Origin of the sequence: Campylobacter concisus, assembly GCF_002913045.1 — a bacterium.
Classification (GTDB): domain Bacteria; phylum Campylobacterota; class Campylobacteria; order Campylobacterales; family Campylobacteraceae; genus Campylobacter_A; species Campylobacter_A concisus_AP.
Map to the genome: position 1 here is coordinate 1 of NZ_PPAF01000043.1, position 22,143 is coordinate 22,143.

Here is a 22,143-nt window from a genome sequence, read left to right on the forward strand (position 1 = left end):
CTACTCACAATACGACTAAGTGTATTAAATAAAGTAAAAGTAAAATTAATTTCTGCATTGTATATAAATAGCCGAATATCTATATTTGTATTTCTTGGCTAAGAAATTTATCAATTTTAAACAAATTTTAAAATCCCTAAACAATTGACTTTAGTAGAACTATATTAATTTTAACTTAAATTAAAAATTTATTTTTATATATAAAGAATTTTTATTAAAGATTAAGAATTTGGCTAGTAATATTACTCATATAGAAATATGCAAATATTGCATAGCAAAGGAGAAAATGATGAAAGAAGGCAAAGTCATCTGTCCTTATTGCGGGACAGGCTGTCAAGTAACCTTGCATGTGGAAAACAATGTCGTTCGTGCCGCCACTGGTGTTGAAGACAATCCAGTCAATCAAGGAAATTTATGTTTAAAAGGCTTTTATGGCTGGGATTACGTTGCAAGTCCAGATAGACTCACAAAACCACTAATTAGAAAGAAAAATGGCGTATTTTCAAAGGATGGTGATTTTGAGGAAGCCAGCTGGGACGAGGCGCTTGATCTTGTCGTAGAAAAGATGAAAGAAACCAAGGCAAAATATGGTCCAGACGCATTAGCTGGAAATTTCTCGGCACGCTGTACGCTTGAGGACAACTACGTTGCTCAAAAACTAATGCGCGCAGTAATTGGCACAAACAACGTCGATCACTGTGCTAGAATTTGACACGCTCCGACAGTAGCAGGACTTGCTAAAACAATCGGAAACGGAGCTGCCACAAATAGCTTTACAGAGATTGGCACTTATAGTAACTGTATATTAATGATAGGCTCAAATCCAGAAAATGGTCACCCAATCGCAGCTATGCACATCCAAAGAGCGCTAAACCGTGGTGCGAAACTGATCGTCATCGACCCTATTAAGACTGAGTTTGCAAGCAGAGCTGACATTCACTTACAACTAGAGCCAGAACACAATATCCCAGTTATCAACGCACTTCTTTACACCATCATCGAAGAAGGCCTTGTAAATGAAGAATTTGTAAGAGATCACACAATAGGCATTGAGTATGTCAAAGAAGCTGTAAAAGACTATGCTCCAGAGGTCGTGGCTAAATACACAAGGCTAAATCCAGAGGATATCAGGGCAGCTGCTAGAATGTACGCTACCACAAAGCCAGCTGTCATCACTCACGGCATGGGCGTAACTCACTTTAACCACGGCGTTGGCGGAGTTTGCGATGTGTCAAATTTATTCTTGATCACCGGCAACATCTGCGAGCTTGGCACAGGCGACTTACCACTAAGAGGCCAAGAGAATGTTCAAGGCTGCTGCGATATGGGCGTTTTGCCAAATATCTTCCCAAATCTTGGCTCAGTCACTGATCCAGAGCAAAGAGCTTGGTTTGAAAAAATGTGGCACCTAGAACCTGGATTTTTGAGCTCAAAAATAGGCGTTCACAAAACCGAAGTACCTGATGCGATCCTTGATGGCAAAGTTCATTTCTTTTGGACTATCGGCGAAAATCCGGTCATCTCTGAGCCAAATACAAACCACTTCTTAAAAGGTATCGCTCATGTTGATTTCTACGTCGTACAAGATCTATTTTTAACCGAAACCTCACTAAAAGCTGACGTCATACTTCCTGGCGTTGCAAGTAGCGAGAAAGAAGGACTTTATACAAACGCAGAACGCCGCGTACAGCACAATGAAGCAGTCATCACACCTCCAGGCGATGCTAGACAAGACTGGTGGATCGTTTGTGAGATCGCACGTCGTTTAGGTGCAACAGAGGGCTTTAACTTCAACTCACCTGAAGAAATTTGGGAAGAAGTTAGAAAATGCGACCCAAGACGATATGGTGGCATGAGTTATTACCGTATCAAAAAATATCACGGACTTCACTGGCCATGTCCAAATGAAGATGATATGGGCGGCCAGAGCCTCTATCTTGATAAGAAATTTTTCACACCTGATGGCAAAGGTCGTTTTGTACCATGCCTCTTTGTGGATAAGGCCGATAAGATCGAGAGTGCAAAACTTGAGTTTGCTAAGAAGATGAATATGTCACCTGAGTATCCTATCATGGCTGGCTCAGTCGATGAAAAGACTGACAATGAGTATCCGATACAGCTTTTAACTACAAGAAAGGTCTATCAATACACCGTTGGCACTATGACAAGACGCTCACGAGCGATCGAAGAGGGTGGAGATAGTATCGGACCTATCGCCGAGATGAATCCAGCACTTGCAGCAAGATATGGTTTAAAACAAGGCGACTTCATCAAAGCATGGAGTAGATACGGCTACATCGTCGTAAAAGCTGAAGTAACAGACATCGTGCCTGATGGCATCATCCAGATGACTTTCCACTACTGGGAGAGCTCTTGCAACGAGCTAACAAGCAGCGGTTGGGACTACATCAGCAAGACTCCGACATTTAAAGCAGCTATTCAGATCAAAAAGATCGATGAAGAAGAATTTTTACGAGTTCGCGAACTAAAACGCATAAAATTTCAAACTTCAAAGATCATCTACGATGACTTCCACCACCACGGAAATGCAGCGATAAATGAGTAAATTTAGCGGGTAACTCCCGCTAAATTTCTTTACTACCAAATTTCATAATCCAAAAATTTTGACATTGCGAAGCCAAAAAATCTAAATTTTAACTTCACTGTTTATAGTTAAATTTTATATTAAACACAAAAGCAGATATTTTTAAATTTATTTAAATGCCAAAAAGCTCATAAAATTTCCCCATTTAAATGTGCTCTCGACTCGCTTAAAGCCAGCATTTAGGACTAAATTACTATTTTCTTCTTCGGTATATGGCACCAGCACATTTTCAAGCGCCTCTCTTTTTTGAGCGATCTCATAGCGTGAGTAGCCTTGTGCCTGCTTGTAGTCCTCGTAAATTTCTATGACGCTTTTAGTAAGCTTTTTATCTTCAAAGATAATCTTTTCACTAAACAAAAAAACTCCATTTTCATTTAGTCCGTTATAAATTTTTTGCACTAGATCAGCCCTTTTTGGCGGTCTTATAAACTGCAAAGTATAGTTTGCCAAAACTGCATCAAAGCCCGCTAGCTCACACTTTAAAATATCATCAAGCAAAAATTTTATCTTTGCCCCATAAGCCTTTGCCTTATTTTTGGCATTTGCAAGCATAGCTTCAGAGTTATCCACGCCGCTTAGTACAAGATCGTTTCTAAGGTTATTTAGCAAAAGCAGGCTATTTGCCGTAGAGCAGCCAAGGTCGCACACTTTTGCTGATTTTGGCAAAATTTTAGCCAGCAGTTTTGCATTTAAATTTGAGCTCACGTCGTAAAACGGCACCGAGCGCGAGATCATATCATCAAAAACGCTCGCCACAAAGTCATCAAATTCAAACTGCTTGCTTATAGGCTCTTTAAAAATTTCATCTCTCATATACCAGCTCCATATCCGTCAAAGTATCTCATCGTCTCTCCAAAAAAGAGATCGCACACGCCAACACAAGCTCTAGCTCCGTTTATATCGCATTTGATCTGTTCTTTTAGCCCTTCAAGTGTGTCAAATTTTTTATTATCTCGCAAGCGTTTTATAAAACAAACCGCGACATGCTTCGCTACTTTTGGCGCGACCTCGTCTAAGATGTGTGTCTCGACGCTAAAATTTCCATCCGTGCTAAGTCTATTGCCTATAAATGTGACCGAGCCATAGGTATATGAGCCTATCCTAGTTCTTGTGGCGTACACGCCGTCTTTAGGCAATAAATAGTTTTTTACATCCAAATTTAGCGTTGCAACTAGCTCCTTTGCACCGATGCCCTGCCCTTTTATCACGTTGCCCTCGACCGAGTACTCCCTGCCTATTAGCCTGTTTGCCTCTTCGATGTTGCCTTGGCGTATCAGCTCCCTAATGGATGAGCTATGCACGCCCATGCCGTCATAACAAACCTCATCAACGACGACCACCTCACCATCAAAAATTCTTTTCAAATCGTGCTTATCCCACGCTCTATTTCTGCCAAATCTAAAATCAAACCCAACAACGATCTTTTTTAAATTTTTAAAATCATGTTTTAGCATCGCGATAAATTCCTCACCACTAAGCCCTTTTATACTCTCAAAATCGTACAAAAAGCAAGGATAGTTTGAGTACTCGGCTCGCTTTAGCTTTGGCGTGATGTTTGCCTTGTTTTTGTCGATCACGACAAGTCCACCAAACTCGCCTAGCTGCTTTAAAAGCTGTTTATGCCCTCTATGCACGCCGTCAAAGTGCCCGATCGCAACGGCAGTGATATTATCTTTTGTTAAAAGCGTAGAAAAATTCGGCATTTCCCTCTTTCCCTTTTACTTCACACTCTTTGCAAGCTATCATTTTAAATCCTAGGCCATTAGCCATCACTTCAAACCTCTTCATCGCTAAATTTATAGCTTTCATATCAGTGACGACGCCTTTTTTATTTCGTTTTACGCCGACACCCACTTCAAATTGTGGCTTAAAAAGCGTGATAATGAGCGAATTCTCACTTGCTAGCTCACAAACGGCGGGTAAAATTTCAGCCAAAGAGATAAAGCTAACATCGCAGGTTATTAGATCAAATTTACCTTGCTCTTGCTTAGCAAACTCTCTGATATCGGTCTTTTCATAAATTTTTACTCGCTCATCGCTTCTTAGGCTAGCGTCAAGTTGATCGGTACCAACATCCACACCAGTCACGCTCTTTACGCCACACTCAAGTAAAATTTGCATAAAGCCGCCAGTTGAGCTGCCGATATCAAGTGCGTTTTTGCCAGCTAAGTCAAATTTCATCGATTCCAAAAAGCTTTTTAGCTTAAGCGCGCCTCGCCCAACGTAAATTTCATCAAGCAGCGAAATTTTAGCCTCACTAACCTCGCTTGAAACCTTGGTGCAAATTTCGCCATTTGTTAGCACCTTGCCAGATTTTATAAGCTCGCTCGCCTTATTTCTGCTGATATTTAAAACGCTTGCGACGTAGTTATCAAACCTCAAGTTTTAGCCTTTCATATTCGCTCTCGTCGATCACTCGCACGCCTAGCTCATTTGCTTTATCAAGCTTACTGCCAGCCTCATCGCCAGCCAAGACAAAGTCTGTTTTTTTAGAAACTGAGCCTGAAACCTTTGCGCCAAAACTCTCAAGCTCGGTCTTTATCTCATCTCTTGGGCGACTTAGCGTGCCAGTTATAACGACCGTCTTGCCACTTAGTGCATTTGAGATGCTCTGCGTCTGCGTCACGCTTGGCTGCACGATCTGGCTAAGAGCTAAAATTTCTGCTCTATTTACCTCGGCAAAGTCTATCAAGCTATTTGCCATCTCTACGCCAAAGCCCTCAAGCGAGACAAGCTCTTCAAAACTAACATCAAGCCAGCCCAGCCCAAAACTACTTGCAAGCTTTTTAGCCGCCACTTCGCCGATGTGCTCGCAGCCAAGCCCCGTGATGAAGCGCGCTAGCTCCGCACCTTTACTGGCTTCGATAGCGTTTAAAAGATTATTTACCTTTTTCTCTTTAAAACCCTCAAGCGCAATGAGATCATCAAATTTAAGGGCGTAGATATCTTTTATGCAGGAAATTAGCCCCTTATCAAATAGTAAATTTACGATCGCATCGCCAAGGCCGTCGATGTTTAGGCATTTTTTCGACGCATAGTGGATGATAGAGCCCACCACTCTTGCCCTGCAGCTTAAATTTTGGCACTTTACAAACACCCCCTCATCAAGTAGGTGTGAGCCACAAACTGGGCAAAATTTAGGCCTCTCTATCACCTGCTCGCTACCATCTCGCCTATCTTTAAAAACCTTTGTAATCTTTGGTATGACGTCTCCCGAGCGGATGATGCCGATATAGTCGTTTTTCATAACGCCAAGGCGCTCGATCTCGTCGAAGTTATGAAGGGTGGCTGATTTTACATTTGCGCCGTCTATATTTACCTCATCAAGCACGCCAACAGGCGTTACTACACCGCTTCTACCAACCTGAAGTGCCACGTCTCTTAGCCTAGTCACCTTTTCAATAGCTGGAAATTTAAACGCCACCATAAATTTTGGAAATTTAACAGTATAGCCCAGCTCTTCGCAGCGTGTGAGATCGTTTACACGTATCACCATGCCATCCATCATGATACTCTTTGAGTCACGACTTGCCAAGAGCTCATTATACGCGCCTTCAAGCTCATCTTTTGTTAAAATTTTAAAAAAATCATCCCTCTCAAAGCCAAGATCACGCACAAATTTCATCACCTCACTGTGATCTTTTAGCCCAAGACTCTGCTCGCCCACGCCCCACGGTATGAAAAGCAGCTTTCTTTTAGCAGTCACCGCGCTATCAAGCTGCCTAAGACTTCCTGCGGCTGCGTTTCTAGGGTTTGAAAGTGGCGCCTCACCCTCTTTTGCGCGCTCTGCGTTTAGTAGCTCAAAGTCATCTTTTCTTATAACGACCTCACCCCTGACTTCTATAAGCCCTTTGTAATCAATGTTCTTTAAAACAGAATTTATCGTCTTTGCATTTTGCGTCACGTCCTCGCCTGTAACGCCGTCGCCTCTTGTTATCGCCCTAACTAAAACACCATTTTCGTAAAGTAAATTTAAGCTCGCTCCGTCAAATTTAGGCTCGGCTACAAAAGTTAAATTTTCTTTCTCGCCGCGTTTTAGCCACGCATCAAGCTCAGCTAGATCAAAAATATCTTCCATACTCCACATGCGTTTGATGTGATTAGCCTTACTAAAGCCCTCTTTTACAGTACCGCCCACGCGCTTTGTAGGTGAAAAGATAGAAATTTCGCTTGGATTTGCCTGTTCGAAGGCCAAAACCGCGTGATATAGTGCGTCGTACTCCTCGTCGCTTGCAAGTGGCTCGTCATCGTCGTAGTAGGCCTTTGCCCATGTATTTAGCGTATCTACCGCTTTTTCGTACTCTTGTTTTGTCATTTTTGCTCCAAATTTACACCGCATTTTATCTTAAACATACTTTATAAATGATCCAAATTTAGCTCTCTTGCGTCACAAAGATGGACATTTTTATAGACCTTTGCTATCTCATCCCTCACCCTCATCAGCGCAAAGCCAAGTAAATTTTGCCCGCGCCACTTCATAGGATTTTGCGCATTTTCATCGCTTGCGGCCAAACCTATGCCCCAGATTTTATCAACTGGGCTTGCCTCAACCAAAATTTTACTACCAGTTTGGAGCAGAAAGTCTCGCAAAGGGGCATTTTGGCTAAATTTTAGATAGCTAGCATTTAGCACGACGCCAAATTTGATCTCATCCCAGACCTTAGCGTCAAAGCCTCGCACCTGCCTGCCAAGTGCCTTCATCTGCGCTGGATCTTTGGCGGATAAAATTTGCTCCAACGCCTCCTTATCGCCAAAGCACTCAGCCTTTTTAGCCTTGCACTCTACCAAAGCGTGGCTTGACTCATCGCCTCGTGCATATCAAAAAGCTGCTTGTGCTCGGCCACATCGTGCGTCCTAATGATCTGTGCGCCGTTTTCGAAGGCCTTTAAGTGTAGGTAAAGCGAGCCTGGTAATCGGTCTTTAACCTCGCTTGGGTAGTAGTGATTTATCACTGATTTGCGGCTCGCACCAACTAGCAACGGACAGTCAAATTTTAAAAAATGTTCCAAATGCTTAATAAGCAGTAAATTTTGTTCAGCCGTCTTGCCAAAGCCAATACCCACATCAAACACTAGCTTTTTGGCGCCAAGCTCTCTAGCCAGGGCTATCTTTTGCTCAAAAAAGTCTGCTATCTCGCCGATTAGGTCGTTATATTTTGGTGCAACCTGCATGGTGGCTGGATTGCCTTGCATATGCATCATGCAAAACTCAGCATCGTATCGCGCCGCAAGCGTGGCAAGTGAGGCGTTTGCCGTGATATCATTTATCATTTTAAAGCCGTGATTTAGGGCAAATTCAAGGCAATAAGGATCAAAGCTATCAAGGCTAAATTTCGCCTTTTCGTGCAAATTTAGCTTGTAAATTTCCTCTACGATATCTTTTATGCGCCTAAATTCCTCTTCACGGCCGCAATACTCGCTCCCTGGCCTTGAGCTAACACCACCAAGGTCGATATAGTGAGCTCCTGCTTCTATCATGTATTCTATTTTTGAGATACCGTTTTGCGTATTTATGCGGCTTTGTTCATTAAAGCTATCTGTGTTTATGTTTGCAACGCCCATTATAAGAGGCTTTGTTGGCTTTATAAATTTTGTCTCTAAAAAGGCTGCTAAATTTTTAAGTCCAAAGTCTTGCAACTTCTCCTTTTTAGCTAGCTGCCTAAGCTGCGCATTTGTCGCCATTAGCAATGCTTTATTTAGACTCTGCTTGCCCAAAATCGTATCTTTATGCGTCACAAGCTCAGCTCCAACGCTTAGGGCATCTTGCTTTAGAATATTTGCCGCTGGGGTTTTTATCTCATCTATGTAAATAAAATTTATCTCGCTCTTTTCGTACATGAGCTTCGCACCAGCAGGACTTGGTGAAATGGCTTTGCAAATTTCATCAAAGTCGCTTTTGTTATCTATCTTATAAAATTTCAACGTCGTCCTTTTTGAAATATAGCAAGCAGTAGTGGCGTTAGCACGGCGTGAGACTTAGCATTTAGATCTGCTAGCTTTATAAGCGAGAAAAAATAATCCATCTCATCGCCGCTAAATTTATACCCAGCATCAACTGCTTTTGTCACGATAACGCCAACAAGCTCTTTTAGCTCGTTTTTGCCAAATTTCTGTGCTTGCTCGTCTGCGATCTTTTGATCGATAAAACTTGTTAACTCTTTTAAGCTAAGCGATTTTAAATTTAGATCAAGAGTTATTTTTGGCTTTTTTGTGAGATTATTTTCTATGAGCATTCTTGATCTAATCGTTGGTAGAAGTAAATTTTTACTCTGCGTTGCTATTATAAATTTGATATTTCTTGGAGGCTCTTCGATGATCTTTAAAAGTGCGTTTTGAGCCTCTGTCCTAAAAGAATTAGCATGTATTACTAAAATTTTTTCATCTTTTTCAGCAATGTAAGCTTCTGCGATGACCTCTTTTGCATTTTCTAGCAAAAAATCATCACTTATAAAAAATCTTAAATTATTTATGCCAAACTCACTTTCAAGTTTGGCTTTTAAACTTTCAAAATCGCTTGTAACGACGATTTTATTAAGCATTTAGAGTATCACCTTAGCAAAGAGCGCAGCATCGATGCTTTTATCAAAAATTTTGCAAAGGCTTATTAGTTTAACGTCTAAATTTTCATCACTTGAGCTAAGAGTAAAGCTATTTTGTGCCTGCTCGTCAAATAGCCACATATAACTATCCTCATCACTTTTGGCTAAATTCGCATATCTATCAAGGCTCTTTCCGATATAAAAAAACAAGTATCCGTTTGGGAAAGCAAGACTTAGCATATCTTTTAGAAGCTGCTTTTGCTCATTTGTCTCTATCTCATCAAGTGATGGATAAAGCGATCTTAGGCTAAAAAATGGCAAAAACGGCCTTATGCTTTTTGAATGGTTCATCTTTTTTAAAAGATAAGTTTCAAACCATCTTCGCTCTTCATCACTTATAGTTATAAAAGCCCTTCCTTCAAGTAAAAATTTAAGCCTAGATGCGAGCAAAGGCGTCCATTCAACACGCCTTTCCTCCATCCAGCTCATCAAAGGGCCTTCGTCCCTAATAGCCTTTAATGTCCACTGAATAAAATCTTGCATTATTTATCTAGCTTATAAGCATCGTGAAGTACGCGAACCGCTAGCTCACCATATTTTTGATCAACGATCATTGAAATTTTTATCTCGCTTGTTGAGATCATTTGGATATTTATACCCTCTTTTGCAAGCGTTTCAAACGCTAAACATGCTACACCGCTATGGCTTTTCATGCCGACGCCAATAACTGAAACTTTCACGATCGCGTCATCAAATTCTATATGTTTTGCAGCTGAGAGCTTTTGCATAGTCTCTTTTGCTAGTTCAAGCTCATTTTGTGGCACTGTAAAGCCTAAATTTGTAGTGCCGTCATGTCCTACGTTTTGGATTATCATATCTACGTTTATGTTTTCATGAGCTAAAGCTGTAAAAATTTCTGCTGCGATGCCAGGCTTATCAACTACGCCTCTTAGAGTTACTCTTGCTTGATTTTTATCTAGTGCTATTCCGCTTACTAAAACTGCTTCCATATTGTCATCTTCCTTTGCTATTAATGTACCTTCGTTGTGATTAAAGCTACTTCTTGTAATGAGTTTTACATTTAGTTTTTTTGCTAGCTCGACTGAGCGATTTTGTAGTACCTTTGCGCCAGCAGAAGCGAGCTCTAGCATCTCATCATAGCTTATCTTCTCAAGTTTTTTTGCCTTTTTTTCTATCCTTGGATCTGTCGTATAAACGCCATCAACATCGGTAAAAATTTCGCATAGATCAGCATCAAGCGCCCCTGCTAATGCAACTGCACTAAGGTCACTACCGCCTCTACCAAGGGTTGTGATATTACCTTTTTCATCTATACCTTGAAAGCCAGCTACAACTACGATTTTGCCAGCTTTTAGCTCGGCTTTTAGCCTAGCAGTCTCTATCCTTTCGATCCTTGCTTTTGTGTGAATATCATCAGTAATTATGCCTGCCATCGCACCTGTCATACCCACACACACATAGCCTTTTGCATTAAGTGCGATCGTTAAAAGCGCGGTCGTTACTTGCTCTCCAGAGCTTAAAAGCATATCAGTGGCGACACCATCTGGATGTTTTGAAAAATACTCACTATATTCAACCAATTGATTTGTAACTCCGCTCATCGCAGAAACTACCACAACTACGTCTGCACCGCTATTTTTTGTCTCAATGACTCTATTTGCCACAGCTTCGATGCGTTCAAGTGTTCCTACGCTAGTTCCGCCAAATTTTTGAACGATCAACATCAAAAATATCCTTTCTCTTTAAAATAACTCAAAACCTTTTCATAAATAGGCTTTTTAAAGTGATTTATTCCCTCTAAACTTCTACCAAAATCTACAAATTTATATTCACTAAACTCGGGATGCTCTGTCTTTAAATTTATGCTGGCACCATTTTTAAGTCTAACCAAAAAATATTTTTGCGTCTGTCCATCAAATGGATAAAATTTCTTTGCCGCATTAGCTGGAAAGTCGTAGCTTAGCCACTGCGGATACTCATCTAAGATATCGATTTTATCAGTTCCGATCTCTTCTTTAAGCTCCCTTTTTAAAGCCTGCTTTGGACTCTCACCTTCGTCTATTCCGCCTTGAGGAAACTGCCAAATATCATCCATATCCACCCTTTTTGCGACTAAAATTTCACATTTAAATGGATACAAGCTAGACAAAATAACAGCTGCCACATTTGGTCTGTATTTTTTTTGCATGATTTTTCCAAAAATTTTATTTGGGATAATAACTAAAAAGAGTTAAGAGATAGATAAATAAGACTACTTTTTACGCCGTTTGTAGTAAATCACATAGCCACTAAAAAGTAGCACGCCAACTCCACAAGAAGCCATAAAAAAGATAAATTTTCCAGCCTCTTTGAATGTATATCCAGCGTGCAAATCAAGCATAAATTTATAAATTTCAAAAGATTTTGGCATGGTATTTTTTAAAATTTCTCCACTTGCCGTATCGACCGCAAGCCTAACGCCGTCACTCTCACTAGCTCCTTTTGGTAAGTAAAAGATCATAAATTTTACGCCGTCTTTATTGAGAATAAAATTTAAAGCATCAAACTCATTTCCAAATTTTAAAGTAAAAATTTCATAAGCTTTTTGAAGATTTTCTACCTTTTGCTCATCATTTAGGCTAAAACCATTTTTGCTAGTAAAATTTGGCTTTTTAAATACCTTTTGCTCGCCACAAATTTGATTTATGACCTTAGCAAAGCTCTCATAAGAAAAGTATAGACCGCTAACACAGATAATAAACAAAATGGCTCCTAAATAAAGCCCTAAAAATCCATGCAGCGAATATAAAAATGCAAATTTCTTTGCCTTTAGATTTAGCTTAAAGGCGCTAATAATTTTACTTCTAAATCTCCAAAAATGTATCAGCACCCCGGTTATTAAAATCACAAGTAGTGCAAGCGTTGAAATCGCCACTAGCTCACTTGCAAATTTAGATAAATTTTCATTTTTGAATAGAGCTAGTCCTAGATTTTTATGTAAATTTAAAGCTAGGCCTATAAATTTTTCCACACTATTTTCAGAGACTACCTCGCCCGTATATGGATCTATAAAGAACGACTTAAACTCGCCATTCTCGCTTGTGCCACTTACTACATAAGCCCTATTTATCTTACCTTTTATCTTTATATAACTAAGGTTAAAATTTGGCCAAGTCTTACTAAAGACCTTTAAAATTTCATCTATTTTTAAAGCACTTTTATTAGTTGCTATGTCTATCTCATCTTTGCTAAAAGCCTCAATTATCTCATCATGGTACGAAATAATCGCTCCACTAATTGAGATTATCAAAAGCGGCAAAGCAAATATAAGAGCTAAAATTAAGTGAAATTTTCGCCAAATTTTAAACATTTTAAAACTTTAGATTAAAGCCAAGTTCGATCTTTTGTCCATCAACTATCAAAACATCATATCTGCCTGATCTTGTCGTAAAAAACTCGTTAAAGAGATTATAAACGCTTAAGTTTAGGCTGAAATTTTTAGTTACATTGTAGTTTATGCCAAGATCTGCGATCACATAAGCTCTCATATCATCAGCATAGCTAAATGAGTTTTTAGTTCTACCATAATAATTTATCTGTGACCAGAAATTTAGCCATCTATTTAGCTCGTAGTTCGCTCCAAATTTAAATGTATGAAGCGGATAGTTGTTCAAGCTTTTACCAACTTCTGATCCATCTTTTTGTTTTGATTTTGTATAAACATAGCTTTGATTTAGTCTAAGAGCATTTGTCACCTGCCACTCATTTGTTAGCTCAACTCCGTAAATTTCAGCCTTACCGATATTTATACTCTCCCAAATACCATTTGGATAAATTTTGCCTTTATGCCTGCAAACACTGCCTCTTGAGCAGATAGGTCTGTAACTTAACATATCTTTAAAACTTGTGTAAAAGCCAGTTAAAGATGTTTCAAAACCTTCATTGTTATTATAAACGCCACCAAATTCATAACTTACGCTTGTCTCTGGCTTAAGGCTGCTTCTACCAAGCTGTGCTCCACGTCCTCCAGCAAATGGCAAAGCAAGATCTTGCGTGCGTTGCTTGATATCAGGTGTCGCATAACCTGTGCTAACTCCGCCTTTTAGAGCAAAAAAGTCATTTAAGTTATAGATACCATAAATTCTTGGTGAAACGTGCGAGCCATAGTTCTCATCGTAGTTATAGCGAATACCAGTACTTAAGATAAAATCTTTTGTAAGATGATAATCGTCTTCGCCGTAAAGTGAAACATCATATCTTTTTACATTTGCCGCATCTGCTGTGGTGGCCTTTTCGTCAAGCTTTTCTTTTTTAGCGTTTAGTCCTAATGTAAAGGCATTATTATCGGTAAAATATGAGCCTTTTGTATCAAAGTTTAGAGTCTTTAGCGTCAAATTTTGTTGTGCTATCTCTTTTATCTTGCCGTAAGATAAATAGCTTTGAAGCAAGATATTATCAAGCCTTGCTTCGTGGCTTAAATTTATCACATCACCTTTTATTCTCTCGCTAGCAACTGAGTTAGTGCCAGTTGATAGTGTTTTGCCTTTAGTTCTTTTATATTTTACATCGCTTCTTGCAAGCTCAAGCGTAAGATCATTATTTTCATTTGGCTTTAAAAAGAGCTTCGCGCCAAAATTTCTATCTTTTTGCTCTCTGTTTGCATAAGAAATTTTATCTTCTGATTTATTTAAATTTTTACCATAAACAGAAACACTTAAAACATCGTCAATTAGTCCAGAGTGCAAATAAAGGCTATTGTAAAGCTCACCACTTATATTTTTATTTCTTGCAAATTTGTAGCTTGAGCCAAGATTTGCACCAAATTCATTACTAAACTCATCTGTAATGATATTTATAACTCCGCCTAGTGCGTCACTTCCATAAAGCGAGCTCATAGGTCCACGTATCACTTCGATACGGCTTATCGCACTTGCTGGTGGGATGAAACTATATGAGCCTCCAACGCTTCTAAGCCCTTTATAGGCGTTATCGCCTGGTACTGGCATGCCATTTACTAAAATTTTAGTAAATCTTGGTGAGAATCCACGTATAGAAATTCCTCGTCTATTTGCCGCTTCGGGAGTAGTTCCAAAAAGACTTGGGATATCCTTTGTCATACTCTCGATATCTTTGTGATTTTTCTTTTCTAATGCCTCTTTAGTTATAACACTAAGCGTTGCTGGTGCGTCTTTGATATTTTGCTCAAATCCTGTCGCACTAACTACTTTAACTTCTGGCAGAACCTTATCTTCATTTGCAAAAAGCGGTAAATTTATAAAAATTGCCGCACAAATAGAAATTTTTAATGCACTTTTCACAAAAACTCCTTATAAAAATTTAATGCACATTTTACTAAAATTAAATAATCGTTATCAATATCATACGTAACGCTAAAGGGATTAAATTTAACGCTTGAGGGATAAAATGATAAATTTAGACAAAAAATATGGAACGAGCAAAATATCTCAAAAGGAAAAACAAGTAAGCGTGGAGTTTTTCAAGCAAAGCAGCGGTATTAGCTATCTAAAAAGTGAAATTTTATGTAATGGCAGGATAAAAATAGATCGTCAAAAGTCTAAAAAATACCTATTTTTAATGTTTAATGAGGCTAAAAACGATCTTTGCTTTAAGCTTGATAGAAAAGAGTATATTTTAAACAAAGATGAATTTTGCATTGGGCTTGTTAATGACGATTTTAAAGGCATCTTTGAGTATCAAAATAAATTTTATAAGACAAAAACACTACTTTTTGATGAAAGTTATGAGAATAAGCTTGAGATATTTGCTGGACTTAGATTTGATGATAAATTTGAGCTTTTGAAATATAAAAAAGATTTAGCTCAAATTTGCGTTTTAAATGAACTTGAGACGACAAATTTATATGAAGGCGCAATGAGGGAAATTTTTACCGAGTCAAAAATTTTAGAGCTTATTTATAAAAGCAAAATACAAAAAGAGAGCGAAATTTCACTTAATAGTGACGAAGAAAAGACTCTTTTAAAGGCTAAAACGATCTTGTTAAGTCGTATGCAAAATCCTCCAAGCATCAAAGAGCTAGCTCATCTTTGTGGCACAAATGACTTTTGGCTAAAGAAAAATTTTAAGCTATTTTTCAAAGATACGATCTATCAACTCTTAGCAAAAGAGCGTCTAAAACTTGCTTTTACTCTTTTAGAGCAAAATGATATAAGTATAAAAGAAGCTGCAAATATCGTAGGCTATACAAATGCTGCACATTTTGCAAAAATTTTTAAGATAAATTTTGGCTTTTTGCCAAGCAAACTCTTAAAGACTAAAAACTACTTTTAAACTGCTCTAAATGCCAAATTTCTTATAATCCCCAAAATTTAAAAAGAGAGAAATTTGCAAGTTTATATCCATGTGCCATTTTGCGAAAGCAAGTGTCCTTATTGTGCTTTTGGCTCAAGTGATGACGATTTTAATAAGACTAAAGCTTATTTTCAAGCGCTAGTTCTTGATCTAAATTTTCAGCTAAAAAGCCAAAATGTAAAAGAAATTTCAAGCGTATTTTTTGGTGGAGGCACACCAAGTGCTGTAAATGCTAAATTTTATGATGAAATTTTTGACGTTTTATTACCTCTTTGCACACCTTCAACTGAAATAACACTCGAAGCAAATCCAAACTCAGCAAGCCTTGCTTGGCTAAAACATGTTAAAAATTTAGGTGCAAATCGCATAAGCTTTGGCGCTCAAAGTTTTTTTGAAGATAAGCTTAAATTTCTTGGGCGCATTCACAGCAAGGAGCAAATTTTTAAAGCAGTTGAAAATGCTGGAAAAGCTGGCTTTGAGAGCATAAATTTAGACCTCATCTATGACACCAAATTTGACACTAAAAAACACCTTTTGGCTGAGGTTGAAAATTTAAAAAGCCTTGCTATCACGCACCTAAGTGCTTACTCGCTCACGCTTGAAGAAAATACTCCATTTGCTGGCAAAAAAAGCTATAAAAAGGATAGCGATAGCCTGGCTAAATTTATGATAGAACAAATTGGGCTTGCTGGCTTTGGGCAGTATGAAATTTCAAATTTCGGTCAAATTTGCAAGCACAATCTTGGCTACTGGCAAGGCAAAAACTATCTTGGCGCAGGGGCTTTTAGTGTGGGTTTTGTGGATGGCACCAGATACTACGCCAAAAATAGCATAGATGCCTATATAGCACAGCCAATGCATAGAGAAAAAGAAATTTTAAGCCAAAACGAGTTAGTAAGAGAGCATATATTTTTAGGGCTTAGAAGCATAGTCGGAGTAGATGCTACTCGCTTAAATAAATCACAGCTAAGCAGAGCAAATTTGCTTGTGGAAAATAAAAAACTTGATCTTAAAAACGGTAAATTTTATAATCCAAATTTCTTATTAAGCGACGAGATCGCACTCTTTATCGAGGGCTAAATTTATAAAATTTTGAGCAAAGTCAAGATAAAATACAAAGCTTAAATAAAATTTAATAGAGGCAAAAATGTTTGGAATGAGTTTTTCTGAAATCTTAGTTATCGCCATTATTGCAGTGTTAGTTTTAGGTCCTGATAAGCTGCCAAGCGCGATGGTTCAGATTGCAAAATTTCTAAAAATGTTTAAAAAAGGCATAAATGACGCAAAATCAACATTTGATCAAGAAATGAAGATAGCTGAGCTAAAAGAAGATGCCCAAAAATATAAAGAAAGCATAACTAAAAGTACGCAAAGTATGCGTAAAAAGCTTACTTTTGAGGAGCTTGACGAGATCAAAAAAAGCGCAAATGATATCACTAACGATATACAAAACGTCGTAAGCGACACGAAAAAAACGGTAGAAAATATACAAAATCCAACAAATTTAGTTAAAGATGCGATCTTAAACGATAAAAAAGAGGCGTAATGTTTGAAGAGTTAAGACCCCATTTAATCGAGCTTAGAAAGAGACTTTTTATAAGCATAGTAAGCGTTTTTATCTGCTTTGGCATCTGCTTTACTTTTTGGAACCCACTGCTTGCATGGATGAGCGAACCACTAAAACAAGTACTTCCTGCTGGCTCAAACATCATCTTTACTCAAATTCAGGAGCCATTTTTTACAGCGATGAAGGTTGCATTTTTTGCTGGTCTTATCGTTGCTTTACCTATAATATTTTGGCAATTTTGGCTATTTGTCGCACCTGGACTTTATGATAATGAAAAAAAATATGTGATTCCATTTGTTGTTTCAGCTTCATTTATGTTTGCGTGTGGAGCGGCATTTTGTTACTACGTGGTCATCCCACTTGGCTTTGCATTTTTGGTAAATTTTGGTGGCCAGCTCTTTACGGCTCTACCAAGCATTGGCGAGTATGTTGGCTTTTTTGCAAAACTACTAATTGGCTTTGGAATTTCATTTGAGCTACCAGTCATTACATTTTTCTTAGCAAAGATCGGACTTGTCGATGACAAAATGCTAAAAGATTACTTCAGATACGCTGTTGTTATTATCTTTATCTTTGCAGCCATCGTTACACCACCTGATGTAATAAGTCAAGTCTTAATGGCACTACCACTCATCGGACTTTATGGAATTTCAATAATCGTCGCCAAAAGAGCTAACAAGAGTGACGATGAAGATGAAAAAGAAGAACAAGACAGCGACGTAGCAAGCGATGAGTAATATAAACGACGTCTCAAGTTATGATTATTTTTTGCCGGAAGAGCTCATCGCAAAAGAGCCAGTTTTGCCAAAAGAAGAGGCAAGATTGCTTGTCTATTTTAAAAATACAAAAGAGATAAAACACTACAAATTTAAAGATCTCTCCAGCCTTATTCCAGATGATGCTGCAGTTATTTTTAATAACACAAAAGTTATCAAAGCTCGCATTTTAGGACAAAAAGAAAGCGGCAGGGCTTGCGAAGTGATGCTAAACCAGCCCATAGGCGAAAATAAATTTAGCGTCTATATAAGAGGCAAAGTAAGTGCTGGTAGCGTTTTAAATTTTCCTGATAACCTAAAAGTAAATGTGCTTGAGCTAAATGACGATGGCACAAGAGTGGTAAATTTTACGCAAAATGGCGTTTTGCTTGATAATGTTCACCTTTTTAGTGAGCTTGAAAAGATCGGTCACGTTCCACTTCCGCCATACATTAAAAGGGCTGACACAAAGGATGATGAGAGCTGGTATCAAAGCATATTTGCCAAAAATAGTGGTGCAGTGGCAGCTCCGACAGCTAGCCTTCACATAAGTGAACAAATGCTAGAGCAGATAAAAGCAAAGCATGAAGTCGCCTACATTACGCTTCACGTTGGCGCTGGGACATTTAAAGGTGTGGAGTGCCAAAATATAAATGACCACAAAATGCACTCAGAATTTTACGAGCTAAGCGAGCAAGCTCAAGAGATTATAAATTCTAATAAACCAATCCTTGGCGTTGGCACGACGGTTACTAGATGTGTTGAAGAATTTGCAAGAAGTAAGCAAGTAAGCGGCTTTTGTAAGTTATTTTTAAACCTAAATAATAAACCAATTAGACAAAACTACCTTCTTACAAATTTTCATCTACCAAAATCAACCCTAATAATGCTAGTTACTAGCTTCATAGGACTTGAAGAGACGATGAGGATTTATAAAACGGCAGTTGATGAAAAGTATAGATTTTACTCATACGGCGACGGGATGTTGATAATATGAAAGATAAGCCTATCGATATCATAAACAGAATGGAAATTTTTCTTAGCGCCATATACCAAGACGCACAAGATACTAAAAATTCCATCATTTTTAGCTACGATCCAAGTTATCCAAGGCTTTTAAAATTTGATGCCACAAATCTCATAAAAACACTTGAAAATATTTGCAAATTTTTCCTTTACTCTACCGAATATACGGACATTTACATTCTCTTTCAACTTAAAAATTATAATCCCAAATCTGTACATTTTGACATTAAAATAAAATCTAGCCATAGCGTAATGAGGCCAAGCCACTACTATCTCAGCAAGATAAACAACTATCTAAAAAAAGCAAATGAATCTATGATCTCTCACAATGATGGAGAATTTTTAATATCTTTTAGTGCGGCACTAACAGGCGATAGAGCTAGCCAAAGACAAATAAATATCAAAAATCAAACAAATACAAATATCTTAGTTGCTTGCAATGACGATGCTTTGTTCGACACCATCAGTGCTCAGATAAATTTTTTAGGTCTAAAGGTTATCGGCAAAAACGACCTTAGCAATCTAATGAGACACATAAAAGATTCTATTTTTACTCCATTTGTTATTTTTATCGATAGTAAAATTTTAAAAAATGAAGCGATGTTAGAGGATATACTTGAGTTTAAAAATATTAAGAATTTTCGTATCGTAGCCATTTGTAAAAACGATGAGTCGGCTAACGATCTGCCAAATCATGTCACGGTATTAAAGCAGCCCTTTAGCACAGATAGCTTTCAGCTAGCTTTTAAAAATTCGCTCGAAAAATAGACCGATTTTGACTTTTTAATTTATCCCAAGATATCTTTTTAAAATAATAGTGGCTGAAATGCTATCTAGCCTACCATCTCGCTTTGTATTTGTGTAAATTTCACTAGCTTCACTGCTGCTAAAGGCCTCATCTTGATAGACAATATTTGCCTTTACATCAAGAAGTGAAACAAAATGCTCGATGCGTCTTCTCATCTCATCTTCGCTACTACCGCCGATTGGCACACCTACCACTAGCGTATCTGGGGTATATTCATTTACCTTTTGGCTCACATCTCTTGCAGCTTGATTTCTATTTTTTCTAAGCACTGGCTCAAGCGGAGTCACGATCTCGCCAAAACCAAAAGCAAGCCCTATTCGCTTTAACCCAACATCAATAGCCATAAATTTCTCTCTCATAGCACGCTCTTTACTCTTAGATTTGAAATTTCAACCAACCCTTCAAGCTCGTACTCATAGATGATATCGCCAAATTTTGCCAAAACTTCATCAAGACTTACGCCATTTTTACAAAATTCTAAAATCTCATCACTAGTTTTTTCTTGCTCTTTTATCTCGCCAAAAAGTGAAGCAAATTTATGATAGTTATCGATAAGCTCAGCTTTTTTATTTGCAAGCAAAAAATTTGTCCCATCGCTTTCACCCATACGTTGTGGAAGTACATAAACTGGAATTTTAAGCTCATTTGCAAGCCTTGCACTTTGCATAGAGCCACTTTTAAGATCAGCTTGCGCGACTACTAGAGCTTCACAAAGCCCCACAACTATGCGGTTTCGCTCCAAAAATCTATAAGCAAGTGGCGGCTCGCCTTCATCATACTCACTAAGTGCCAAGGCTTTGGTGTAAATTTCATTTATCGCCGCTTTATTTTGGCTTGGATAGATAGTGTCAAGTCCATTTGCAAAAACGCCAATGGTTCGTGGCATAGCAGCTTTATGAGCCGCGATATCCACGCCGATAGCTCCGCCACTTACCACACAGATATTTGCACTTTTTAGTGCTGCGCAAAGTGCTGTGACGCACTCTTTTGTATAAACACTTGCCTTTCTTGAGCCAACAACTGCAATCTTTGGTAAGGATAAAAGCGAAGTATCTCCGATAAAATTTAGCTGTTTTGGTGGATTTTTTAGTCTATTTAACGGCTCTGGGATAAAGTCAAGTCTCATAAAATATCTTTTAAATAAACCACATCAACATCTTTTAAGATGTTGTTTTTGCTCTCTTTTATCACTGTGATCGTATTTTTCTTTGGATGCCCAATGGCGATCGCATAGCCTCTTTTTTTAGCCAAATTTATAGCAGCCACAAGCTCACGCCTAACAGCACTAGCCGATGGATCGTCGTCTAAAAATATATCTCTTGAAATGTATGGTTGATTATGTTTTTTTGCAGCTCTTGCTACTGCGGTTTGAGCGATAGTTTTGCTATCAATAAAGACAAAGCCCTGCTCTATCAGCGCCCTATAAGCCTTATCCATAGCGTCAAAATCACTTGTAAAGCGTGATCCTGTGTGGTTGTTTATATATTTTGCACGCGGGAAGTCTTTGCGTATCTTTTTTATCTTTTCGTGTATGCTCTCAAAACTCTCGTTGATCGTAAGAGTTCCTATCTCTGGGCTATCAAAGTGTTTTGCTTGCATCGGAAGATGTATCATGTAAAACTCAAATGTTCTTGCGATATTTGGAGTATCTGGATGAGTCTTTGTCGCTGGAAAAATAGACGGTGTGATTTTTAAGCCAAGTGACTTTATCATACTTGCATGTTCAAATGTCGCCACATCGTCTATTATGATAACGAGCTTTGCACGTCCTTTTATGCTGGCATTTGGCGTAAAAGGTACCGCTTCAAAGCTATCTTTTTTTATATTTTTTTCTTCATATTTTGTTTTTTCTATATTTTTAATGGTTAAATTTTCATCTTTTTTAGCTGGCTCGACTTTTGTGTTCTCGCTTTTAAATTTCTCTTTTTTTTCTATTTCAGTACTTTTATTTTGATAGACTTTTACTTCAAAATTTTGGGGTTTTAACTCGGTTTTTTGTTCGATTTTTGAGCTATAAAATGGCTCTATCTTTTGTTCATTTTCTATTACACTAGGCTCTGTATTTTTATAACTTGCGAGTAAATTTTTAGTATCGTTTTGCTCTTTTTTTATCTCTTCTTTTTTGGCTTCACTCTTTACTTCAGTTATCTTTTTTTGCTCTTTTGGCTCAACTTTTGAATTTAAAACAAGCTCACTTTTATACTTAGGATCGGTAAAAATTTTACTTAAATTTTCATCTTCATCAAATTTTAGAGGGTATTTTCTCTTTTCGTATTCTTGTTTTTTCTCTTTACTAGCAACCTTTGGTTCTGCTTTTTTTGGAATTTGTTTCTCTATCTTTGACTCATTTGTTTTGCTTATCTGTTCTACACCATTATTTTTTATACTAAGAGCTACGCTAAGTGCTATTATCAAAATAGCTGCGATAATGCCGATACCAAGATAGGTTTTATTGTGGGAGCGACCTGCACTCTTTTTTGTAGGTCGCTTCTTTGTAGTCTTTTTTTCGTTCAA

22 protein-coding genes are annotated in these 22,143 nt (G+C 38.0%); 7 read left to right on the forward strand and 15 right to left on the reverse strand.

Going from position 1 to position 22,143, the window contains the following annotated elements; translation table 11 throughout:
• Nucleotides 1–286: 286 nt before the first annotated feature.
• On the forward strand, nucleotides 287–2,566 hold the full coding sequence (locus CYP43_RS09825; protein WP_345917498.1) for a molybdopterin oxidoreductase family protein: 2,280 nt from the start codon (nucleotides 287–289) through the stop codon (nucleotides 2,564–2,566).
• Between the two features lie 147 nt (nucleotides 2,567–2,713).
• On the opposite strand, the gene cmoA is transcribed toward CYP43_RS09825, so the two are convergent.
• From cmoA to CYP43_RS09265, 12 genes are all read right to left on the reverse strand, one after another.
• A complete protein-coding gene (gene cmoA / locus CYP43_RS09210) occupies nucleotides 2,714–3,418 on the reverse strand; it encodes a carboxy-S-adenosyl-L-methionine synthase CmoA (RefSeq protein ID WP_103583359.1) in 705 nt (234 codons plus the stop codon).
• A complete protein-coding gene (locus CYP43_RS09215; protein ID WP_103583360.1) occupies nucleotides 3,415–4,308 on the reverse strand; it encodes a bifunctional riboflavin kinase/FAD synthetase in 894 nt (297 codons plus the stop codon). Before CYP43_RS09215 ends, cmoA begins: the two co-directional genes overlap by 4 nt.
• On the reverse strand, nucleotides 4,274–4,987 hold the full coding sequence (gene tlyA, locus CYP43_RS09220; protein ID WP_103583361.1) for a 23S rRNA (cytidine-2'-O)-methyltransferase TlyA: 714 nt from the start codon (nucleotides 4,985–4,987) through the stop codon (nucleotides 4,274–4,276). Before tlyA ends, CYP43_RS09215 begins: the two co-directional genes overlap by 35 nt.
• Nucleotides 4,977–6,920 carry an NAD-dependent DNA ligase LigA gene (gene ligA / locus CYP43_RS09225; protein WP_103583362.1) on the reverse strand — a complete coding sequence of 648 codons (1,944 nt, stop codon included), beginning with the start codon at nucleotides 6,918–6,920 and terminating at the stop codon, nucleotides 4,977–4,979. Before ligA ends, tlyA begins: the two co-directional genes overlap by 11 nt.
• A 41-nt stretch (nucleotides 6,921–6,961) precedes the next feature.
• Nucleotides 6,962–7,393, reverse strand: coding sequence for an NADAR family protein (locus tag CYP43_RS09230; protein ID WP_258032202.1), 432 nt, complete (start codon nucleotides 7,391–7,393; stop codon nucleotides 6,962–6,964).
• Nucleotides 7,387–8,526, reverse strand: a complete 1,140-nt coding sequence (folP, locus tag CYP43_RS09235) for a dihydropteroate synthase (RefSeq protein WP_103583363.1) — start codon at nucleotides 8,524–8,526, stop codon at nucleotides 7,387–7,389. The genes CYP43_RS09230 and folP overlap by 7 nt, the downstream gene beginning before the upstream one ends.
• Nucleotides 8,523–9,143 (reverse strand): DNA polymerase III subunit delta', encoded by a 621-nt coding sequence (locus tag CYP43_RS09240; protein WP_103583364.1) that lies wholly within the window; start codon nucleotides 9,141–9,143, stop codon nucleotides 8,523–8,525. Before CYP43_RS09240 ends, folP begins: the two co-directional genes overlap by 4 nt.
• Nucleotides 9,144–9,686: a HobA family DNA replication regulator gene (locus CYP43_RS09245; protein ID WP_103583365.1), complete on the reverse strand. Its 543-nt coding sequence runs from the start codon at nucleotides 9,684–9,686 to the stop codon at nucleotides 9,144–9,146. It abuts the gene before it with no gap.
• Nucleotides 9,686–10,888, reverse strand: a complete 1,203-nt coding sequence (locus CYP43_RS09250) for an aspartate kinase (RefSeq protein ID WP_103583366.1) — start codon at nucleotides 10,886–10,888, stop codon at nucleotides 9,686–9,688. Before CYP43_RS09250 ends, CYP43_RS09245 begins: the two co-directional genes overlap by 1 nt.
• Nucleotides 10,888–11,352: an RNA pyrophosphohydrolase gene (locus CYP43_RS09255; protein ID WP_021091471.1), complete on the reverse strand. Its 465-nt coding sequence runs from the start codon at nucleotides 11,350–11,352 to the stop codon at nucleotides 10,888–10,890. The genes CYP43_RS09250 and CYP43_RS09255 overlap by 1 nt, the downstream gene beginning before the upstream one ends.
• Nucleotides 11,353–11,415: 63 nt before the next feature.
• Entirely contained in the window at nucleotides 11,416–12,513 is a 1,098-nt protein-coding gene (locus CYP43_RS09260) for a PepSY-associated TM helix domain-containing protein (RefSeq protein ID WP_103583367.1), read from the reverse strand.
• Nucleotide 12,514: 1 nt separating this feature from the next.
• Nucleotides 12,515–14,461, reverse strand: coding sequence for a TonB-dependent receptor domain-containing protein (locus tag CYP43_RS09265; protein ID WP_103583368.1), 1,947 nt, complete (start codon nucleotides 14,459–14,461; stop codon nucleotides 12,515–12,517).
• Nucleotides 14,462–14,567: 106 nt separating this feature from the next.
• On the opposite strand from CYP43_RS09265, the gene CYP43_RS09270 reads away from it, so the two are divergent.
• The 6 genes from CYP43_RS09270 (at nucleotide 14,568) to CYP43_RS09300 (ending at nucleotide 19,589) form a co-directional block, all read left to right on the forward strand.
• Nucleotides 14,568–15,452 carry an AraC family transcriptional regulator gene (locus tag CYP43_RS09270; RefSeq protein ID WP_103583369.1) on the forward strand — a complete coding sequence of 295 codons (885 nt, stop codon included), beginning with the start codon at nucleotides 14,568–14,570 and terminating at the stop codon, nucleotides 15,450–15,452.
• Nucleotides 15,453–15,506: 54 nt separating this feature from the next.
• Nucleotides 15,507–16,553: a radical SAM family heme chaperone HemW gene (gene hemW / locus CYP43_RS09275; protein WP_103583370.1), complete on the forward strand. Its 1,047-nt coding sequence runs from the start codon at nucleotides 15,507–15,509 to the stop codon at nucleotides 16,551–16,553.
• A 67-nt stretch (nucleotides 16,554–16,620) separates the two neighbouring features.
• Nucleotides 16,621–17,019, forward strand: a complete 399-nt coding sequence (gene tatB, locus CYP43_RS09285) for a Sec-independent protein translocase protein TatB (RefSeq protein ID WP_103583371.1) — start codon at nucleotides 16,621–16,623, stop codon at nucleotides 17,017–17,019.
• Nucleotides 17,019–17,777 carry a twin-arginine translocase subunit TatC gene (gene tatC, locus CYP43_RS09290; protein WP_103583372.1) on the forward strand — a complete coding sequence of 253 codons (759 nt, stop codon included), beginning with the start codon at nucleotides 17,019–17,021 and terminating at the stop codon, nucleotides 17,775–17,777. The genes tatB and tatC overlap by 1 nt, the downstream gene beginning before the upstream one ends.
• Nucleotides 17,770–18,792 carry a tRNA preQ1(34) S-adenosylmethionine ribosyltransferase-isomerase QueA gene (gene queA / locus CYP43_RS09295; RefSeq protein ID WP_103583373.1) on the forward strand — a complete coding sequence of 341 codons (1,023 nt, stop codon included), beginning with the start codon at nucleotides 17,770–17,772 and terminating at the stop codon, nucleotides 18,790–18,792. Before tatC ends, queA begins: the two co-directional genes overlap by 8 nt.
• The gene (locus CYP43_RS09300; RefSeq protein ID WP_103583374.1) at nucleotides 18,789–19,589 is read left to right on the forward strand and encodes a hypothetical protein; all 801 of its coding nucleotides are present in this window, start codon (nucleotides 18,789–18,791) and stop codon (nucleotides 19,587–19,589) included. The genes queA and CYP43_RS09300 overlap by 4 nt, the downstream gene beginning before the upstream one ends.
• Nucleotides 19,590–19,604: 15 nt before the next feature.
• On the opposite strand, the gene ruvX is transcribed toward CYP43_RS09300, so the two are convergent.
• Genes ruvX through CYP43_RS09315 form a run of 3 tightly spaced genes read right to left on the reverse strand, consistent with a single transcriptional unit; the run spans nucleotide 19,605 to nucleotide 22,143 of the window.
• A complete protein-coding gene (gene ruvX / locus CYP43_RS09305) occupies nucleotides 19,605–19,988 on the reverse strand; it encodes a Holliday junction resolvase RuvX (protein WP_072594576.1) in 384 nt (127 codons plus the stop codon).
• A complete protein-coding gene (locus CYP43_RS09310; RefSeq protein ID WP_103583375.1) occupies nucleotides 19,985–20,755 on the reverse strand; it encodes a DNA-processing protein DprA in 771 nt (256 codons plus the stop codon). Before CYP43_RS09310 ends, ruvX begins: the two co-directional genes overlap by 4 nt.
• The gene (locus CYP43_RS09315; protein ID WP_103583376.1) at nucleotides 20,752–22,143 is read right to left on the reverse strand and encodes a divergent polysaccharide deacetylase family protein; all 1,392 of its coding nucleotides are present in this window, start codon (nucleotides 22,141–22,143) and stop codon (nucleotides 20,752–20,754) included. The genes CYP43_RS09310 and CYP43_RS09315 overlap by 4 nt, the downstream gene beginning before the upstream one ends.